This is a genomic window from Veillonella sp. T34266-5 (assembly GCF_002959815.1).
In the GTDB taxonomy this organism is placed as follows: Bacteria; Bacillota; Negativicutes; order Veillonellales; family Veillonellaceae; genus Veillonella; species Veillonella atypica.
In genome coordinates this window covers 150,822-169,956 of the sequence record NZ_PPCZ01000003.1, presented here as the reverse complement: position 1 = coordinate 169,956, position 19,135 = coordinate 150,822, and the positions used below count along the sequence as shown (strand labels likewise).

Here is a 19,135-nt window from a genome sequence, read left to right as displayed (position 1 = left end):
CTTTCAAATAGAAAATATAATAATGTGCCACGTTTACTATTTTCTGGAAAACAATTATTGGTATAATTAAGAAAAGGGGGATGGCTATGGACAGACAGTTAAGCACATATTTAAATGGGCGAGAACCGCAAGTGATTACAGATATTGATGTTATAACGGCAGCGGTAGCAGTGCCATTGCTTGAAATTGATGGTGAGGATCACATCCTATTTACGGTGCGTAGTCAGACATTACGTAGGCAACCTGGTGAAATTAGCTTTCCTGGTGGACATTGTGAAAGCACCGATAAAACTGGAGCTGCTGCGGCTATTCGTGAGTGCTCGGAAGAATTAGGAATAGATACGGATCAAATTGAATTATTAGGCTCGTTAGATTGTTTAGTATCTGCTATAGGTGTTAAACTGCATGCTGTAGTTGTACGTTTACATACCGATGAATTTATGCCTAATCCTGATGAGGTAGGTGAAATCTTTACGGTGCCACTTGCGTATTTACTTACTATGGAACCTACCGTGGGGCACTTAGATATCGGTACTAAACCACTGCGAGATTTTCCATTTCATTTATTAGAAGGATACCAAATAGACTGGAAAATTCGTCAGAATTATTCTGTTTATTTTTATCCCTATAAGCAATATACGATATGGGGATTAACAGGTCGAGTGCTCAAAAATTTCTTGGATTTATATCGACAAGGTAAGACTATAAACAATGAAAGATAACTAAATAACTTCATTTAATAAAGAATTGAATAAATTCCTTCAATCTAAGTGCCTAATACCTGGTGGCCTTGGCAGATGTTATGAAATTATAAATATATACAAGAAATGCCCAGTTTTAAACTGGGCATTTCTTGTATATATTGAATTAATGTTGTACATTTCGTATATCATCTAAGATGTGTTCAAAATCTAAGTGATTTTGCTGTAATACATCTTCGGGTTTATATCGGTCGTAGAATTGTTTGGAAATACCATAGTTTAAGACCTTCATGGACGTTTTTCCATAATAGCTAGCAATTTTTTGACCATAGCCACCTTCGAGTTCACCGTCCTCTAAGGTGATGACGATATGGTGGTCCTTAGTTAATTCATTTAAAGTATCGGTGTCCAAACTAGAAATGCATAGTGGTTTTACGATGGTTGGTGACATATGTGTTACCTCACGTATTGCATGACTTAGTTCGACAGCCTTATTGTAGAAATTACCGACACCTATGATGGCAATTGTATTACCAGATTGAGTTATGTCACACGATGTTACAGGTTTATCTATTGTATTGGATTGAGCTGTATCGTTGATTGGTGTTCCTACCGGAATACGGATGGCGATAGGATGATTGTGGTGTTCTAATCCATAACGAATGGAAGATTCTAATTCCTCTACCGTTGTAGGTGCTAGGTACATGAGATTTGGCATGTTACCGAGCATTGTAATATCGTTAAACCCAAGGTGTGTCATATCCTTGTTACCATAAATGGATGCGCGGTATACGAGGATTAGTGCATTGCTATTGTTAATACATAGGTCATTTATGATTTGATCATAGGCGCGTTGTAAAAATGTACTGTAAATCGGTAAAATTGGCGTGCCCCCGTTGTGTGCAATGCCAGCAAGTAATGTCGTAGCATGCTCTTCTGCAATACCTACGTCGATGTATTGAGCACCTAATTTTTCTCGTATATCCTTCGTCAAGCAGAATCCGCCAGGTGTAGCAGCTGTGATGATGCAGGCAGCTTTGTTTTGCTCTAGTGTATCAATAAGTTGCTTTGCCACAATGGACTCATAGCTGTTAGTATAGCGTTTTTTTGTTTCCCCTGTGTCGATATCAAATCCAGATGGATTGTGAAAGCCTTCGGGATTTGCAATGGCTTTGTCATAACCGTGGCCTTTTGTCGTATGGATGTGGAGCACTGTCGGTGTTATCTCGTCTTTACAGTCTTTTACCGCATGGATTAGGGATGATAGCGAATTGCCATCGTCGATGTAACGATATGAAAAGCCAAGAGCTTTAAAGATATTATTAGGGCTTTCACCATTAGTCTCACGCAATTGTTGAAGATGAGTATATAACCCGCCGTGGTTTTCAGCGATGGATTGTTCATTATCGTTGATGATAATCAAGCATTGGGATGACATGGTAGCTAAGTGATTCAATGCTTCATAAGCTTCTCCGCCGGATAGCGCACCATCACCAATCATGGTAATAATGGGGTGTGTTCCATGCTGTAAATCGCGGCCAATCATGAGGCCACAAGCTAAACTGAGGCTTGTGGAAGCATGGCCTAAGTGGAATGCATCATGAGTACTTTCATCAGGATTGCTATAACCGGATATGGTGTGAAATTTGTCCTTATTTTTAAATCCTTCGTGACGGCCTGTTAAAATCTTATGAGCATAACTTTGGTGGGAAATATCAAATATGAATTGAGCATCATCAAGGCCGAACACATGATGCAAGGCAACAATAATGTCAGTGGCTCCTAGGGAGGAACCGATGTGACCGCCAATGTGTGATGTTCTATGGAGGATTAAGTTTCGTATATGTTGTGCGATGACCTCGAGCTCTGCTAGTGAGCAGTCGCGCAAATCGCTAGGAATTTGAATATCTGTCAGTTCCATAGGTCTCCTACATGATCCATACTAATGGATAAATCAATTACAGTTAATGAAATATATAACTCATTAATAGCTATTATAACATTATAGAGTAAAATTATTTATAAATAAAAAGGTAATTCGATATATTTAGATATATAAATAAGTAATAGCTAACCATATTAATTAACTATTATTCTAGTAGGAATTAAAATGCTATACTGTGAACATATCACTCATAATTGATGCGTTATGATTATCGTATTTTACTATATAGGAGGTCCTGTATGAATAAATTATTTGCCTTTGCTGCAACGGCTGTATTAGGTGCAGCGTTATTGATTAGTGGATGTGGGTCATCTACGAATAATGAAAGTTCCAGCGGTTCTAAGCCTGAAGTTTTGAAGGTGGCTGCAAACCCTGTGCCTCATGCCGAAATATTAGAACAAGTTAAACCTATTTTGGCTAAAGAAGGTGTAGATTTACAAATTATTGAATTTACAGACTATATTCAACCGAACATGGCATTGTCTAGTCATGAAGTAGATGCAAACTTCTTTGCAAACGTACCTTACCAAAATAACTATAATAAAGATCATGGTACAAATTTCGTAAGCTTTGCACCTATTCATATCGAACCGTTAGCTATTTATTCTCAAAAAATTAAAGACTTGAAAGATTTACCGAATGGTGCAAAGGTGGCTATTCCATCTGACCCAACAAATAGTGCACGTGCACTTCTCTTGTTGCAAAGCGCTGGTCTTGTGACTTTGAAAGACCCAACTGGTTTGACAAACACACCGTTTAACATAACTAGCAATCCTAAAAATATCCAAATTACAGAATTAGAAGCGGCTCAAATTCCTCGTTCTATTCAAGATTTGGATGCAGCAGTTATCAATGCGAACTATGCATTACCAGCTGGTCTTAATCCTACAAAAGATGGCTTATTCGTAGAAAAAGCAGATTCTCCATATGCAAACCTTCTTTCTGTAAATCCTGGTGATGAAAATAAACCAGCTATTCAAAAATTAGCGAAAGCATTACAATCTCCAGAAATTAAGAAGTTCATTGAAGAACATTATAATGGTGCGATTATTCCAGCATTCTAATTGATTAATTACCTACTCGTGCATGGTGTGTTGTAATATACCTTTTCAAGATATAACTCTAACTCTATATGTAAAGTGACTGTTATGAAATAGTCTCTTATTACTAAAAATAGCTATTAGTTGATTGTGTATCAAATCAACTAATAGCTATTTTTGTATATTTCTCAAGAAAAAGCCTTTATTTTATTAAACGTCAATAGGTTTGACATATTTTTTTCTGTATGAATGGGGAGATATCAGAGGGGATAACCTTTTTGGCAATAAATTTGTTTCTATAGTGAAAGCTAACAAACCTCATATTACTAGATATGGGTTTTGTGTTATACTTTTATATAGAATAATATCGAATTAATAGAAGGTTAGTTGGCATATTAGATGCGGACTAGAGATTAGAATGAAAGATAAGTCAGTATTACCAATCGAGGAACAATTAAATAGATTTCTTCAATCGAAATGTCTTATCCCTGATGGCCTTGGCTTGTGGGAAAAATATTTCCGCAAGATTTGTACGGCTTGGGGCGAGATCAATGGTGAAATCCGACCACAGCATATTATATTCTCCGCCGATAATGGTTGTAATATGGAAGGCTATGTAGGCTATAACTATGAGGTAACGCAAAAGCAGTCTCGTAATATGCTCTTAGGCCGTTCATCAGCAACGCAATTTTGTAACTTTAACAACATTCCCTATGAAGTTGTAGATGTAGGAATTGCTTCAGATGATGGTATCGGCGTGGATCGCAAGGTCGCAAAGGGAACAAAGAATATTTTAAACCACCCTGCTATGACTGAGGCTGAGTTTAACCGTGCCTTTCAAGCAGGATATGAACGAGTTGAATATTATGTCGAAAAAGGGATAAATCTATTTTCCTTTGGTGAGATGGGGCTCGGGAATACGACAACCTCTGCTTGTGTGTTATCTGCATTAACTGGTGCAGATCCAACTGAAACGGTCGGACCTGGTTCTTGGCCGAATAAACCAGATTTGATGAAGCGTAAAATTGATTTTGTCCGTGCTGTACTAGATAAACATAAGGCTCGTATCGTTTCTAACAGTGAAGCTGAACGAGTTCGTAAAATAGTAGCCCATGTAGGGGGCTTTGATATAGCTGCTATTCTTGGAGCTATGCTAGCTTGTGTTAAGTTTAAAAAGCCTTTTGTTATTGATGGTTTTATTACAGCTGTAGCAGCGGCTTGTGCAGTATACATGAATGATCGCGTTAAGGACTATGCATTGCCATCTCATCATTCCCGCGAAAAAGGTACTGAGCTTGCTTTGTCTGAAGTAGGGATTACACAAGATATGGTACCTATCCAAGCACACATGTCAATGGGGGAAGGTACAGGGGCTATTTTGATGGTTCAAATGTTAAAAACCACACAGTATATGTTTGTAAACGTAGGGACCTTTGCAGATTTGATGAAATTATAAGGAGGACGAATGCAAATAAATAAATACTTTGATATACATTTTGAGCGAGCTGATGATGCAACTATCGCTAAAAGACTGATAGGTGGTGCTAAGATTAAGGGACCTGCTTTGGTTATCCTGATCCTCTCCATGTTTATTGCCTCTATTGGGTTGAATATGAATAGTACGGCAGTTGTTATTGGTGCTATGCTTATATCGCCGTTGATGGGACCTATTTTAGCAACTGGTTTTGGCTTCGCTACGCTTAATTTTACAGTTGTAAAAAGTGCTATTTTAAGATTGTCCTTACAGATTACGATTGCGGTTTTGGCATCTGCTTTATATTTTTATATTTCTCCCGTTCAGACGGCTACATCTGAACTATTAGCGCGTACAGAACCGAATATTTTTGATGTATTCATTGCTATATTTGGTGGGTTAGCTGGGATTATTGGGCAAACGCGTAAGACTTTAGATAATGTTATACCAGGTGTTGCGATTGCAACTGCACTTATGCCACCACTGTGTACGGCAGGATATGGACTTGCTAATGGAAATTGGAACTATTTCTTTGGGGCTAGCTATTTATTCTTTATAAATGCATTCTTCATCTTCTTTGCATCTTTTATTGTTTTAAAGGGTGTATATAGTTTGCCATTCCATAAACAAGCAGAAGAGGTTAATCGTCGTAACCAGTTAATATTTCTCGTGATTGGTCTTATTATGGCTATACCAAGTATTTATGCAGGCTATGATATGACCATCAAGTATTCTGAGTCAAATCATATGGAGCAGTTTATTAAGAATGATATTAATCAAGAGGGACGTCGACAAGTGATTGATTATTCATTGGATCAAACGAATAAGCTAGTAGACATAGTAGTTATAGGAGCTCCTGTGACTTCAGAGGAGCGAGCTCAGTTGGATGATAAGTTACAGAAAGATGAGTACTTGCAACCTTATACATTACGATTTGTTAATAGCGTAGATGAGCAAAAATCTGCTGTGGATAAGACGAACTTGAATAAATCTTCAGAGAGTCTTGAAACATATAAAAACTTGAGTAATCTGTACCAGCCGACTTATCAATTAGTAAGTGAAACTATAAATACTATGAAAACGACAGAAGCTGAAGCAAAGGTGTTATTCCCGTTTGTAAGCAAAGTGGAAGGCATGCCTTTGATAGATAATTTAGAACAGCCTAAAGCGAATCGCTATATGGTGATTATCCATACCACGTCCACTGTATCTGATTCAGATTTGGAACGAATAAAAGCTTGGTTAGAGGCTAAATTATCAGCACCTGTAACTATTTCTGTGGAGCAAACAACGTCAACATTATAATTGAATCTTTTGATTTTGATTAGACTGTTTATTATATAGAGTGATATTTATAACGGTACTAAGTTTGATTGTACCTATTAGGTATATTACCTAGTAGTACGGGGAACCATCTTAGTACCGTTTTTATGTACTTGGTATAGCTAAATGTAATTACTCTTATCTTGCTATAGATTAAGGTTATATTAATTGATATATAAAATCTATTATGCAAGTGGGAATTTAATTATTATACTTACTACATCGAAATTATTAAATAATCAAATGTAGATACCAGATAAGAAAAATAGATTTATTACAATATCTACGTGTATTGTATATAATGGTGCGATTATTCCAGCATTCTAATTGATTAATTGCCTACTCGTGCATGGTGTGGTGTAATACGCTTTTTTAGATATAACCCTAACTATATATGTAAAGTGACTGTTATGAAATGGTCTCTTATTACTAAAAATAGCTATTAGTTGATTGTGTATCAAATCAACTAATAGCTATTTTTGTATATTTCTTAAGAAAAAGCCTTTATTTTATTAAACATCAATAGGTTTGGCATATTTTTTTCTGTATGAATGGGGAGTTTCAGTGGTAGCCATTTTAAATATTTTGCAGAAATAACTGGTCCGATTATATCCAAGTGTTTTACTTATTTGATTAACTGTTAATTGTGAATAGACTAGCAGTTTCTTTGCTTCTTGTATTCGTAGTAGTGTTATGTATTGTACTACTGAGAGCCCTGTGTCATCTTTAAAAATCTTTGAAAAATAAGACTCACTTAAATGAATGTGTTCTGAAATTCTTCTAAGTGATACGCGCTTGCTTAGGTTTTTTTCTATGTATAGCATTGCTTTTCGAATCTCAGGTCGATTAATGGGCCGTTCTGACTCAACAAAGTCTGGTAGTTGTTCGTATGGTAGTTCTTCTGCTATTGCATCATTAAATGGGAAGTAATGCTCCACCATAATTCGTAAAACTTTTGTAGCACTGTATAATTGTTCTGCAGTTAGGACGGGTAAGCTTTGATAAAGATTCCGAAGTTTTGTATCTCCATGCCAATCTGTTTGGGTAGGTAAGATAGGTTTAATAGTAGTATCTTCCGTTTTTGCTTGGCCTGCCATTATGAAGCCTAAAATTGCACCATCTTTCATTATAGGTACAGAAAAATCTACTAGTCCCATATGACAACGATAAGGACAGGAGGATAGTTCTTTTGTAGCATCTAATCCTCCATATAAATCACATTGATTACAACGTCTAGCATAGGTTGAATTGCGCCTAACAACTTTGCAAAAAGGAGAAAAATTATACTCCTGAGATAACACTTTTCCACGATTATTTACAAAAATTGCCGCAATTTTTGTTATGTTTGTGAAATCACGCATGATTTCGTTAATAAGTTTTGTATCTGTTGTGGTACAAATCATATTGGAGCCCCCAATCACAAATGTGTTAAGAGGTCTAGAATACACATCAATTTAATAGCTCTACTTGCTCTCTATCTAATATGCTGGCTCTAAACCTAAAAAGAGAAAAGTGATATATTAAATAAAATTCATATACATATAATTAGAGGTAATTACTCCTATGTATTCACCTTTATATGTAGGAGTATAACAAAATTTTAGTATTTTGATAATAGAAAAATCATATTTTACAAATATTCATAAAAAAGTTATATTTGAAAGTTTCTATAATAAAGATATAGATATCCATATTATTTCATAAATTTAGAAAGGATTGAGCCCAATGAATAATGAACAATAAATCATCTCTATAAATTTATGGATATGGGAACTTTAGTTGTTTATGTATTTTGAGTATATACTGAAGTTACCTTACGTTACACATAAGGAGGGTATTATGGCGACTACATGTGGATTAACTGAATTTGTAGGGGCTAGCAAAACTGGCGATACTATAGGTCTCGTAATTGCTAACGTAGATCAACAAGTATTAGATGCGATGAAACTAAAGAAAAAATATCGTTCTATCGGTATTTTAGGTGCTCGTACTGGTGCAGGCCCGCATATTATGGCAGCTGACGAAGCAGTAAAAGCGACAAATACAGAAATTGTTAGTATAGAATTACCTCGTGATACTAAAGGTGGCGCAGGCCATGGCTCACTAATTATCTTTGGTGGCGATGATGTATCCGATGTAAAACGAGCTATTGAAGTGGCATTAGCTGAAGTGGAACGCACCTTTGGCGATGTATACGCAAACGATGCTGGACATATTGAGCTTCAGTATACAGCACGCGCTAGTCATGCGGTAAATGCAGCATTTGGTGCTCCTGAAGGTAAAGCATTTGGCCTTATCGTAGGTGCTCCTGCAGCGATTGGCGTAGTTATGGCCGATGTAGCTGTTAAATCTGCGAACGTTGATGTAATTGGTTATGCATCACCTTCTGCAGGTACAAGTAATTCTAACGAAGTTATTTTACAGATTTCTGGCGATTCTGGGGCTGTACGACAAGCAGTTATCTCTGCTCGTGAAGTAGGTAAACAATTGCTTGGTACGATGGGTGACGAACCAGTAAACGGAGCCCCTTCCTATATCTAATCTGAAAGGATGGTATGCCCTATGAAATCAAAACGTTTCGAAGTTTTAAGTCAACGTCCTGTTAATCAGGATGGTTATGTAAAGGAATGGGTAGAGGAAGGTTTTATAGCTATGGAATCTCCTCAAGATCCAAAGCCTAGCCTCAAAATCGAAGGCGGCCGCATCGTTGAACTCGATGGTAAACGCCGTGAAGATTTTGATCTTATCGATACATTTATTGCAAATTACGGTATCGTTCTCGATGGTGCTCAAGAGGCGATGGCAAAAGACTCAAAAGAGATTGCTAATATGATGCTTACCCCTTCAGTACCTCGCGAAGAAATTGTTAAGATTTGTAAATCTATTACTCCAGCAAAAATGTTGGAAGTAGTTTCTTGCATGAACGTTGTTGAAATGATGCAATGTATGCAAAAAATGCGCGCTCGTCGTACAATGGCTAACCAAGCCCATGTAACGAACGTAAACGATAACCCAGTACAAATCGCAGCGGATGCAGCGGAAGGTGCACTTCGTGGGTTCGCAGAAGAAGAAACAACAGTAGCGGTTGCTCGTTATGCACCACTTAATGCGATTAGCTTACTCGTAGGCTCTCAATGTGGTCGTCCAGGCGTATTGACTCAATGTTCCTTGGAAGAAGCAACAGAATTAGAACTTGGTATGCGCGGTTTCACAGCTTATGCAGAAACCATTTCTGTATATGGTACAGAAGATGTATTTACCGATGGTGATGATACACCTTGGTCTAAAGGCTTCCTCGCATCTGCTTATGCATCTCGAGGCCTTAAAATGCGCTTTACATCTGGTACAGGTTCTGAAGTACAAATGGGCCAAGCTGAAGGTAAGTCCATGTTGTACCTTGAAATTCGTTGCCTATACATTACAAAAGGCGCCGGCGTACAAGGTATCCAAAATGGTTCTGTAAGCTGTATTGGCATTCCAGCAGCTGTGCCTTCTGGTATCCGTGCTGTATTAGCAGAAAACCTTGTAGCAGCTATGCTCGACCTTGAATGTGCATCTAGTAATGACCAAACATTCAGTCACTCCGACTTGCGTAGAACAGCACGTACATTGATGCAATTTGCACCTGGTACTGACTTTATTTGTTCCGGTTATAGTTCTACACCAAACTATGACAACATGTTCGCTGGTTCCAACTGGGATGCAGAGGACTATGATGACTGGACAGTTATCCAACGTGACCTCAAGGTAAATGGCGGTCTTATTCCTGCTCGTGAAGAAGAAGTTGTAGCGGTTCGTAATAAAGCGGCTCGTGCATTACAAGCTTTGTTCAAAGCTTTAGGCTTGCCTCCAATTACCGTTCAAGAGGTAGAGGCTGCTACGTATGCGAATGGCTCTAAAGATATGCCTCCTCGTGATAAGGTTGCAGATATTAAAGCGGCTCAAGACTTGTTGAACCGCGGCGTTACAGGCGTTGACTTCGTAAAAGGCTTAGCTAAAGAAGGTCATCAAGATGTAGCACAAAGTGTTTTAAACCTATTAAAACAAAAAATCTCCGGCGATTACTTACAAACATCGGCCATCTTTGACCGTGATTTCAATGTTATCTCCGCGATTAACAATAGAAATGACTATCAAGGTGTTGGCACAGGGTATCGTGTGGAAGGTGAAGATTGGGAACGTATTAAAGATATTCCAAACGCCATTGATCCACGGGATATATAAGGAGGTGTCATGATGGCTGAAATTAACAGAGATGTATTACGCTCTATTATCCTAGACGTTTTACAAGAAATGGGTGGTGTTCATGAGGCACCACAATTCAAGGCTAATGTTGGTGAAAGTACAGCACCAAGTGCAGCACCTAGACATGAAGACCCAACTGGTGACGATAGCTGGCTACAAACTGGTGCCCCTGCACAACCTGGTACAAGCGCAGATGAAGTAGTGATTGCTATTGGTCCTGCCTTTGGCCGTAGTCAACGACAAACTATCGTTGGTGTACCGCATCAAGAGGTGATTCGTCAATTGATAGCCGGTATTGAAGAAGAAGGATTGAAAGCTCGTGTTATTCGCGTATATCGATCATCTGATGTGGCGGCTGTAGCCGTTGAAGGTGACTCTATTTCTGGATCTGGTGTTTGTATCGGTATTCAATCTAAAGGTACAACTTTGATTCACCAACGGGATTTGCAACCACTTTCTAACTTGGAATTATTCCCTCAAGCACCGCTATTAACAGCTGAAACATACCGTGCTATCGGTAAAAATGCTGCTAAATATGCTAAGGGTGAATCCCCAACACCAGTACCAACCTTGAATGATCAAATGGCTAGACCAAAATACCAAGCATTATCTGCATTGCTTCATATCAAAGAAACTAAGCATGTAGTAAAAGGTAAGCCAGCTGATGAAGTTCGTGTCACTGTATAAGGAGGTTTACTATGGCTAATGAATTAGAAACCTTAATTCGTCAAATTGTTTCCGAATTAGAAGGGGCGAAAAGTAATGTCACTCATTCTACAGTCCCATATACGACAGCTACTGTAGATAGAGTTGCTACAGTAGAAGATTATCCGATTGCTAAAAAACATCCAGAATGGATTGATCTTGGTCAAGGTCGTGACTTGAGCCATATTACGATGGATAACGTAATGGCAGGTCACATCACAATGGATGATTTGAAAATTTCTCCATCCATTTTGAAAGCTCAAGGTCAAATTGCTAAGGCTGGGGGACGGGATCAAATTGAACTGAACTTCTCCCGCGCCGCAGAAATGACAAAAGTTAGCGATAAACGCTTACTTGAAATGTATAATGCACTTCGTCCATATCGTTCTTCTAAACAAGAACTTTTGGATATTGCTAGCGAACTTGATGGTCTAGGTGCTCCAATTTGTGCAAACTTTGTACGAGAAGCTGCAGAAAACTACGAACGTCGTAAAAAACTAAAAGGTGATAATTAACCTATAGGAGATGTCATTATGAAACGAATTGTTGGCATCGATATCGGAAACTCTACAACAGAAGCGGCCTTGGCCGAAATTCATAGCAATGGAGATGTAAAGTTCTTATCTTCTGCTATTGCCAGCACTACTGGTATTAAAGGAACGCGCGAAAATATCGTGGGTCTCATGGATGCCCTCAAGTCGCTAATCAAGTCTGCTAATATTACACTACGAGATATTGACTTAGTTCGTATTAATGAGGCTACACCAGTTATCGGCGATGTGGCTATGGAAACGATTACAGAAACCATAATTACAGAATCGACCATGATAGGCCACAATCCTAAAACACCAGGTGGCTTAGGCCTTGGCGTAGGCTATACCGTTCCTATTGAACAACTCATTGACAATCCGCAAGATAAGCCATACATCGTGGTAGCTCCTAAAATTATCGATTTTGAATTGGTAGCACAGCTTATCAATGCGTACTATAAACGCGGTTATGATATTCGCGCTGCTATCCTTCAAGCCGATGATGGGGTACTCGTCAATAATCGATTAGATCATAAAATTCCTATCGTAGACGAGGTTGCGTATATTGATAAAATCCCAATGGGGATGCTTTCCGCTGTAGAAGTTGTAGAACCGGGGCAAGTGGTATCACAATTATCTAATCCGTATGGTATTGCCACTGTATTTGAGCTTTCACCAGAGGAAACAAAGAATATTGTACCAATTGCTAGGGCCCTCATCGGGAACCGCTCTGCAGTAGTTATTAAAACGCCTGCAGGGGACGTTAAAGAACGGGTAATACCGGCAGGATCCATCATTGTTATGGGAAATGACCGAACTGTATCCGTCGATGTATCTGCAGGAGCAGAGAAAATCATGGAAACCCTTGGATCCGTTCATCCTATTGAGGATATCAGCGGGGAAGCAGGTACGAATGTAGGTGGCATGCTTGAAAAGGTTCGCCTCACAATGGCGCAATTGACGAATAAATCACCTCAAGACGTATATATTCAAGATTTACTAGCTGTAGATGTGGCTGTTCCTATTAATGTGAAAGGCGGCCTTGCAGGTGAGTTCTCCATGGAACAGGCTGTAGGTATTGCTTCTATGGTTAAGTCAGATCATCTACAAATGGAAATCATTGCAAAGCAGGTAGAAAAAGAGTTAGGTGTTCCTGTTGAAATCGGCGGTGAAGAGGCTGAATCAGCTATCTTAGGAGCTTTGACTACACCAGGGACAGCAAAACCAATGGCCATACTCGATTTAGGAGCAGGCTCTACCGATGCATCTATCATCAATCAAGAAGGAAAAATTAAGGCCATTCATCTTGCGGGAGCAGGAAATATGGTAACAATGTTAATCAACTCCGAACTTGGTTTAGAGGATATGCATATTGCGGAAGCCATTAAACGAGATCCATTGGCCCAAGTACTCAGTGTATATCATATTCGTCACGAAGATGGAACAGTGCAGTTCTTTAATGAACCACTTTCTGCAGCATTGTTTGGTCGCGTTGTTATCGTTACGCCTGATGGGCTCGTTCCAGTAGAGCGAGATATTCCGCTAGAAACGATTAAGCGTGTCCGTCAAACAGCAAAGAAACGAGTATTTGTAACAAATTCTCTCCGTGCCTTGGCATCTGTTAGTCCTACTCATAATGTGCGAGATATACCATTTGTCGTTATCGTAGGTGGTTCTGCATTAGACTTTGAAATTCCTCAACTCGTAACCGATGCACTTTCACAATATGCATTAGTAGCGGGTCGAGGCAATATTCGAGGCGTTGAAGGGGCACGAAATGCGGTAGCAACAGGTCTAGTATTATCCTATGCACAGAAGGGAGGCCTATGATGGACCAAAGTATCATTAGCAAGCCAACTATTTTGCTGTATGCTACAGAGCATATCAGTGGGGATGTACTAAAACCTATTTTATATGGTATTGAAGAGGAAGGTCTACCAGTTGTCATTGAGTCCCATAATGGTACTCATATGGCTTTGGCTAATCTCGCATCTCGTAATTCCGCTTTATCTGTAGGTATAGGCGTTGATGAACAGGCTATTGTATTGACTTATAAAAATATACCGGCCCATCAATTTATCTACAGACTTAGTGGTTACAGTCAATATCCAGATAGCTTACGTACCTTAGGTGTCAATGCAGCTCGCCTTGTAAAAGGAAATCCTTTTGTTTCTGATGAACGATTGGAAGTGGCCTTTTAAATACAACTAACTTGAGAGGTGGTGCATATGGCTATTTATACGAAAACCGGTGATGCAGGTACAACGACCCTTTTTGATGGCACACGAGTACCTAAAAATTCACTTCGTGTGGACACATATGGAACCTTTGATGAATTAAATGCACAGGTTAGTGTATGTGAGAAATTAGTCGTCTCACTAGACAATAAACATGTGCTTCACACATTACAACATCAGCTCTTTCGCTTATGTGCGGAGGTAGCAACGCCTCATGTAGAAAATCTTAGTGAAAGTAGTAATTTAATTTCACAACAAGATATAAGCGAATTGGAACACATGATTGATGGCTATACAAATCGATTACCACAGCAACATAGCTTTATATTAAGTGGAAATTATCTATCTGCTGCAGAGCTACATGTGGCACGCACAATTTGTCGTCGCGGTGAACGGTTGCTTATTAGTTTAGGTTCTGTAGAACCAATTCGCGATGAGGTTCGTAAATTTATTAATCGACTATCTGATGCTCTGTATATTATGGCTCGCATGGAAGACTACGTACAATTTGTGGAAACAATTGTAGAACGGGTTGCAGAACGTGTGGCAACTAGTCCTGCGGAAATACTGACAGAAACCAATCAATGCGCAGGTCATATAGAGCATACTACTGAAAATGGAGTTAATGATATGACAACTGGAACAGCCTTAGAGCATATCATGATGAAGCTTTCACAAACGGCAATGGACTACGCTCAGTCCATAGGCGTACCTATCGTTGTATCTATAGTAGATACAAACGGTGTATTAATGTATTTCCAACGTATGTCAGATGCATTGCTCATCAGTAACGACATCGCACAGGCAAAGGCGTACACCGCAGTGGCTCTCAAAGCCGCAACTCATGAAATACATCAAAGCGCACAGCCTGATGGCGATCTATTCAACATAGAATCCATGGTAAACCGTAAAATTTGCACCTTTGGTGGAGGGTATCCAATCATCATCAATGGCAAGATTGTCGGAGGACTTGGCATTAGCGGTGGTACCGTGGCACAGGATATGGACATTGCATCTCACGCATTACAATCTTTGTTAACTTAATGAGGTGAAAACAATGGACGTAACGCAAATGTATATTAGCGAATTTGTTGGTACAGCCGTTTTAATTGCATTTGGTAATGGTACAAATGCATCAATTCTTTTAAAGAAAACAATAGTAAGTGCTTTTGGTACTAATTGGTTGAATATTATTTTTGGATGGGCTTTTGCCGTAGCCTTTGGTGTCTATGTAGGAATTACACTTGGTGGTCCCGGTCATTTGAACCCAGCTGTTACTTTTGCTCTTGCTGTGGCGGGTTTATTTCCTTGGGATCAAGTGGTTCCAATGTCTATTGCTCAAATTGCTGGTGGTTTTACAGGTGCTGCTATTGCTGCACTATTCTATTATCCACACTTTAAAGTAACCGGTCCTGACGAAGGAAACTGTGTAGGAATTTTTGCAACAGGTCCAGCTATTGATAATAAACCTTTCAATTTGATATCTGAAATTATAGCAACGTTTATGTTTATGTTAGCTATTCTCTGTTTAGGTAAAATGGCTGATGGTTTAGCACCTATGGTCATCGGTATCTTGGTAGCATCTGTTGGTATGTCCTTTGGTGCAACAACAGGATATGCGTTAAATCCAGCGCGCGATTTTGGTCCACGCTTAGCATATTTCTTACTACCGATTCCTAATAAGGGAACTGCGAACTGGCAATATGCATGGGTACCATTTATTGGTCCGTTGATTGGGGCAGGCTTGGCAGTATTATTCTTCCAATTAGTGGCGCCTTAATTATAGCTAGAGTATATAAAACAAGGACGAACTATGGTGTGTCGATATAGTTTAAAGAATACATATTGAATTAGGAGGAAATTATATGGCCTTTCAAGAGGTAATTGATGCAAAACAGCGCATCATACAAGAATTTGTGCCCGGAAAGCAGGTTACTATAGCACATGTTATTGCCAATCCTAAGCCAGATTTATTTAGGAAAATGGGGCTAGAGGAAAAAGGGCGAAATGCCATTGGAATTCTCACCATAACACCTGGCGAAGGGACCATTATTGCAGCCGATATTGCGAGTAAATCTGGTGATATCGAAATTGGTTTCATCGATAGATTTTCGGGGGCACTTCTTATAACTGGTGATGTATCTGCTGTTGAATCTGCATTGCGTAGTGTAATTGAAGGATTGCAACGCATATTAGGATTTTTCCCAACAGATTTAACAAGATCCTAATGAAAGGATAACTATGAGCACTGAAAAGAAAGAAAAGCGTATCCTTCTAGTAGGACGTAGCGGTTGTGGAAAGACTACATTAGCAGATACGATTACACATGGCTCGGCTACGTATCATAAGACACAAGCGATAACGCGCGTGGGAAACTTCATCGATACCCCTGGAGAATACATGGAAAATCCTAATTATTATCGCGGCATTATCTTGCACGCCTATGATGCGGATTTAGTGATTTTCATGATTCCTGCAGGTGATGAAACAACCATATTCCCACCAAGCTTTGGGAACTCCTTAAACCGCGAGGTTATAGGTGTTGTATCAAAGGTGGATACGGGTAAAGATATAGAGGCGCCTCGACGCAATCTCAAACTAGCGGGAGCTACTAAGATTTTTGAAATATCAGTTCACGACGAAGAGTCGTTAAAACAATTATGTAACTACATATACGGTTAGTTGAAAGAAGGTTTTTCCATGGACAAAGGTTTTGAAGAACAAGTTAATCAATTTATTTTAAATAAGGCGATCATTCCAAAAAGCTTGGGTCTATGGGAACGATATTTCAAAAAAATGTGTCTTGCTTGGCAGGATATGAAACCTGAGATTCATGCTCAGCATATTATTTTTTCTGCAGATAATGGTATTTCCGTAGATGGCCTAATTGGTTATAACTATGAGATTACTCGTAAACAGTCTCAGAATATGATTGATGGTAAAAGCGCAGTTGCTAATTACTGTATCTTTAACCATATTCCTTACGAAGTGGTAGATGTAGGCATTGCTTGCTCCCGAGGTATTGGGGTCAATCGAAAGGTTGCTCAAGGCACAAAGAATATATTAGACGGTTCTGCTATGAGCGCTGAAGAATTTGATTTAGCGTACCAAGCGGGATATAACCGCGTTGTCTACTATGCAGAATCGGGAATTAATCTATTTTCCTTCGGAGAAATGGGTGTTGGTAACACGACTACGTCAGCAGCTGTCTTAAGTGGTCTTACAAAGCTAGACCCACGTATAACCGTAGGTCCTGGATCTGGTCCTGAGGACGAAGCGTACATGAATCAAAAACGTGAGTTTGTACGGACTGCACTATCTCATCATAAGGGGCACTTAAATAGTCCAAAAGAAGTAATTAGTCGCGTAGGTGGCTTTGATATAGCCGCTATTACAGGTGCTATGGTAGCTTGTACGGACTTACATATCCCATTTGTTATTGATGGATATATTACAGCAGTTGCTATGGCTTGTGCTACTCAAATGAATGGAGAGGCTCCATTATACGGCATTCCATCTCATTATTCTCGTGAGGTAGGAATGGCCGCAGCATTGGCTTATGCAAATATTCGTCTTGATGAAGTTCCAATTCATGGACAAATGGCATTAGGTGAAGGTACAGGGGCTGTACTTATGGTACAGTTGCTTAAAACCGCTCACTTTGCCTTTATGAATATAGGTACTATGGTGGAACTATTAGAAAAATAAATTTGTAATCAATGTTCTGTATTTTGTAAAAGGAGAGAAAACAGATGACACAAGAAGCATTAGGTATGGTGGAAACTAAGGGCCTAGTAGGCGCAATTGAAGCAGCTGATGCAATGCTTAAAGCAGCTAATGTAGAATTAGTAGGCAATGAAAAAATTGGTTCTGGTCTTGTTACTGTTATGGTTCGTGGTGATGTAGGTGCTGTAAAAGCTGCTGTAGACGCAGGTGCAGCTGCTGCAGAGCGCGTAGGCATTGTTATCTCTACTCATGTAATTCCAAGACCACATAAAGATGTAGAAGGTATTTTACCAACAAAGGGTGAATAATTATGGCCGATACTAAAAGTATGGTAGATGAGATTTTAAAACGCGTGTTGATGCGTATAGATGATGCTGACTTGGGTGATATTACAACTAATATAGCAAATAACGTGCCTGGTGCATGTGACTCAGCGACTATAAATTTACCTACCGTCTCACAACTACAAACTTCTATGATTACTGAACACGTAGGTAGCACTACAACTGGCGATACAATTGGTCTCGTAATTGCCAATGTAGATAGTCAAGTATTGGAAGCTATGAAGCTCACTAAGTCATATCGATCCATAGGTATCTTGGGTTCACGAACAGGTGCAGGACCACAAATTATGGCTGCTGATGAAGCTGTAAAAGCAACAAATACAGAGATTGTTAGTATTGAGTTTGCTCGTGATATGAAAGGCGGTGCCGGAGCTGGTTCCCTTATCATATTTGGTGGCGATGATGTATCTGATGTAAGACGTTCTGTGGAGGTCGCATTACGTGAATTAGAACGCACTTTTGGCGAAGTATATATGAATGAAGCAGGTCATGTAGAAATTCAATATACAGCTCGTGCAGGAGAAGCATTAGTTACTGCCTTTGGTACACCAGAGGGTAAAGCTTTTGGATTAATTGTTGGTGCGCCAGCAGCTATCGGTGTAGTTATGGCAGATACAGCAGTTAAGTCAGCTAATGTAGATGTGGTAGGCTATCGTTCACCATCTAGCTCAGCTATGAGTAATGAAGTTATTTTACAAATCAGTGGTGATTCAGGGGCTGTTAAACAGGCTGTAAAAGCAGCACGTGATGTAGGCCTATCATTGCTTAAAACTATGGGAAACGTACCTAAGAACACAGGTTCTTCCTATATAATCTAGATGTTCCATCTTTTATATTGAGTTAATATAATTGCCACGCTGTAATG

Annotated in this window: 19 protein-coding genes; 17 read left to right on the top strand and 2 right to left on the bottom strand. The window is 39.2% G+C overall.

All coding sequences use genetic code 11. From position 1 onward, the window contains the following. Window positions 1-86 precede the first annotated feature (86 nt). Window positions 87-722 (top strand): NUDIX hydrolase, encoded by a 636-nt coding sequence (locus VIHSUH07_RS01715; protein WP_105083651.1) that lies wholly within the window; start codon window positions 87-89, stop codon window positions 720-722. Between the two features lie 145 nt (window positions 723-867). On the opposite strand, the gene VIHSUH07_RS01710 is transcribed toward VIHSUH07_RS01715, so the two are convergent. Then, window positions 868-2,622 carry a 1-deoxy-D-xylulose-5-phosphate synthase gene (locus VIHSUH07_RS01710; protein WP_105083650.1) on the bottom strand — a complete coding sequence of 585 codons (1,755 nt, stop codon included), beginning with the start codon at window positions 2,620-2,622 and terminating at the stop codon, window positions 868-870. A 263-nt stretch (window positions 2,623-2,885) separates the two neighbouring features. Here VIHSUH07_RS01710 and VIHSUH07_RS01705 point away from each other — a divergent pair, with 263 nt between their 5' ends. The 3 genes from VIHSUH07_RS01705 (at window position 2,886) to VIHSUH07_RS01695 (ending at window position 6,465) form a co-directional block, all read left to right on the top strand. Continuing rightward, complete coding sequence (locus VIHSUH07_RS01705; RefSeq protein ID WP_105083649.1) at window positions 2,886-3,710, top strand: MetQ/NlpA family ABC transporter substrate-binding protein; 825 nt, start codon at window positions 2,886-2,888, stop codon at window positions 3,708-3,710. A 394-nt stretch (window positions 3,711-4,104) separates the two neighbouring features. Further along, window positions 4,105-5,142 (top strand): nicotinate-nucleotide--dimethylbenzimidazole phosphoribosyltransferase, encoded by a 1,038-nt coding sequence (locus VIHSUH07_RS01700; RefSeq protein ID WP_105083648.1) that lies wholly within the window; start codon window positions 4,105-4,107, stop codon window positions 5,140-5,142. A gap of 9 nt (window positions 5,143-5,151) precedes the next feature. Continuing rightward, a complete protein-coding gene (locus tag VIHSUH07_RS01695; protein WP_105083647.1) occupies window positions 5,152-6,465 on the top strand; it encodes a DUF389 domain-containing protein in 1,314 nt (437 codons plus the stop codon). A gap of 530 nt (window positions 6,466-6,995) precedes the next feature. Here the strand turns inward: VIHSUH07_RS01695 and VIHSUH07_RS01690 are convergent. Beyond that, window positions 6,996-7,886 (bottom strand): PocR ligand-binding domain-containing protein, encoded by an 891-nt coding sequence (locus VIHSUH07_RS01690; RefSeq protein WP_105083646.1) that lies wholly within the window; start codon window positions 7,884-7,886, stop codon window positions 6,996-6,998. A 382-nt stretch (window positions 7,887-8,268) separates the two neighbouring features. Between VIHSUH07_RS01690 and pduB (VIHSUH07_RS01685) the strand changes: the two genes are divergently transcribed. From pduB (VIHSUH07_RS01685) to pduB (VIHSUH07_RS01625), 13 genes are all read left to right on the top strand, one after another. Next, the gene (gene pduB / locus VIHSUH07_RS01685) at window positions 8,269-9,024 is read left to right on the top strand and encodes a propanediol utilization microcompartment protein PduB (RefSeq protein ID WP_105083645.1); all 756 of its coding nucleotides are present in this window, start codon (window positions 8,269-8,271) and stop codon (window positions 9,022-9,024) included. A 21-nt stretch (window positions 9,025-9,045) separates the two neighbouring features. Beyond that, window positions 9,046-10,707, top strand: a complete 1,662-nt coding sequence (locus tag VIHSUH07_RS01680; protein ID WP_105083644.1) for a propanediol/glycerol family dehydratase large subunit — start codon at window positions 9,046-9,048, stop codon at window positions 10,705-10,707. Window positions 10,708-10,716: 9 nt separating this feature from the next. Further along, a complete protein-coding gene (locus VIHSUH07_RS01675; RefSeq protein ID WP_105083643.1) occupies window positions 10,717-11,415 on the top strand; it encodes a propanediol/glycerol family dehydratase medium subunit in 699 nt (232 codons plus the stop codon). 11 nt (window positions 11,416-11,426) lie between these two features. Next, entirely contained in the window at window positions 11,427-11,948 is a 522-nt protein-coding gene (locus tag VIHSUH07_RS01670; RefSeq protein WP_105083642.1) for a diol dehydratase small subunit, read from the top strand. Between the two features lie 18 nt (window positions 11,949-11,966). Further along, a complete protein-coding gene (locus tag VIHSUH07_RS01665) occupies window positions 11,967-13,793 on the top strand; it encodes a diol dehydratase reactivase subunit alpha (RefSeq protein WP_105083641.1) in 1,827 nt (608 codons plus the stop codon). Then, complete coding sequence (locus VIHSUH07_RS01660) at window positions 13,790-14,164, top strand: glycerol dehydratase reactivase beta/small subunit family protein (protein WP_105083640.1); 375 nt, start codon at window positions 13,790-13,792, stop codon at window positions 14,162-14,164. Before VIHSUH07_RS01665 ends, VIHSUH07_RS01660 begins: the two co-directional genes overlap by 4 nt. 27 nt (window positions 14,165-14,191) lie before the next feature. Further along, window positions 14,192-15,244 (top strand): cob(I)yrinic acid a,c-diamide adenosyltransferase, encoded by a 1,053-nt coding sequence (locus tag VIHSUH07_RS01655; protein ID WP_105083639.1) that lies wholly within the window; start codon window positions 14,192-14,194, stop codon window positions 15,242-15,244. 13 nt (window positions 15,245-15,257) lie between these two features. Then, on the top strand, window positions 15,258-15,980 hold the full coding sequence (locus tag VIHSUH07_RS01650) for an MIP/aquaporin family protein (protein ID WP_105083638.1): 723 nt from the start codon (window positions 15,258-15,260) through the stop codon (window positions 15,978-15,980). Between the two features lie 85 nt (window positions 15,981-16,065). Beyond that, window positions 16,066-16,428, top strand: a complete 363-nt coding sequence (eutS, locus tag VIHSUH07_RS01645; protein WP_038117203.1) for an ethanolamine utilization microcompartment protein EutS — start codon at window positions 16,066-16,068, stop codon at window positions 16,426-16,428. Window positions 16,429-16,441: 13 nt separating this feature from the next. Further along, window positions 16,442-16,882, top strand: coding sequence for a EutP/PduV family microcompartment system protein (locus VIHSUH07_RS01640; protein ID WP_038124027.1), 441 nt, complete (start codon window positions 16,442-16,444; stop codon window positions 16,880-16,882). 18 nt (window positions 16,883-16,900) lie between these two features. Continuing rightward, the gene (locus tag VIHSUH07_RS01635) at window positions 16,901-17,908 is read left to right on the top strand and encodes a nicotinate-nucleotide--dimethylbenzimidazole phosphoribosyltransferase (RefSeq protein WP_105083637.1); all 1,008 of its coding nucleotides are present in this window, start codon (window positions 16,901-16,903) and stop codon (window positions 17,906-17,908) included. A gap of 44 nt (window positions 17,909-17,952) precedes the next feature. Next, on the top strand, window positions 17,953-18,234 hold the full coding sequence (gene pduA, locus VIHSUH07_RS01630; protein WP_005385289.1) for a propanediol utilization microcompartment protein PduA: 282 nt from the start codon (window positions 17,953-17,955) through the stop codon (window positions 18,232-18,234). Between the two features lie 2 nt (window positions 18,235-18,236). After that, the gene (gene pduB / locus VIHSUH07_RS01625; protein ID WP_199176821.1) at window positions 18,237-19,088 is read left to right on the top strand and encodes a propanediol utilization microcompartment protein PduB; all 852 of its coding nucleotides are present in this window, start codon (window positions 18,237-18,239) and stop codon (window positions 19,086-19,088) included. Window positions 19,089-19,135: the final 47 nt, after the last annotated feature.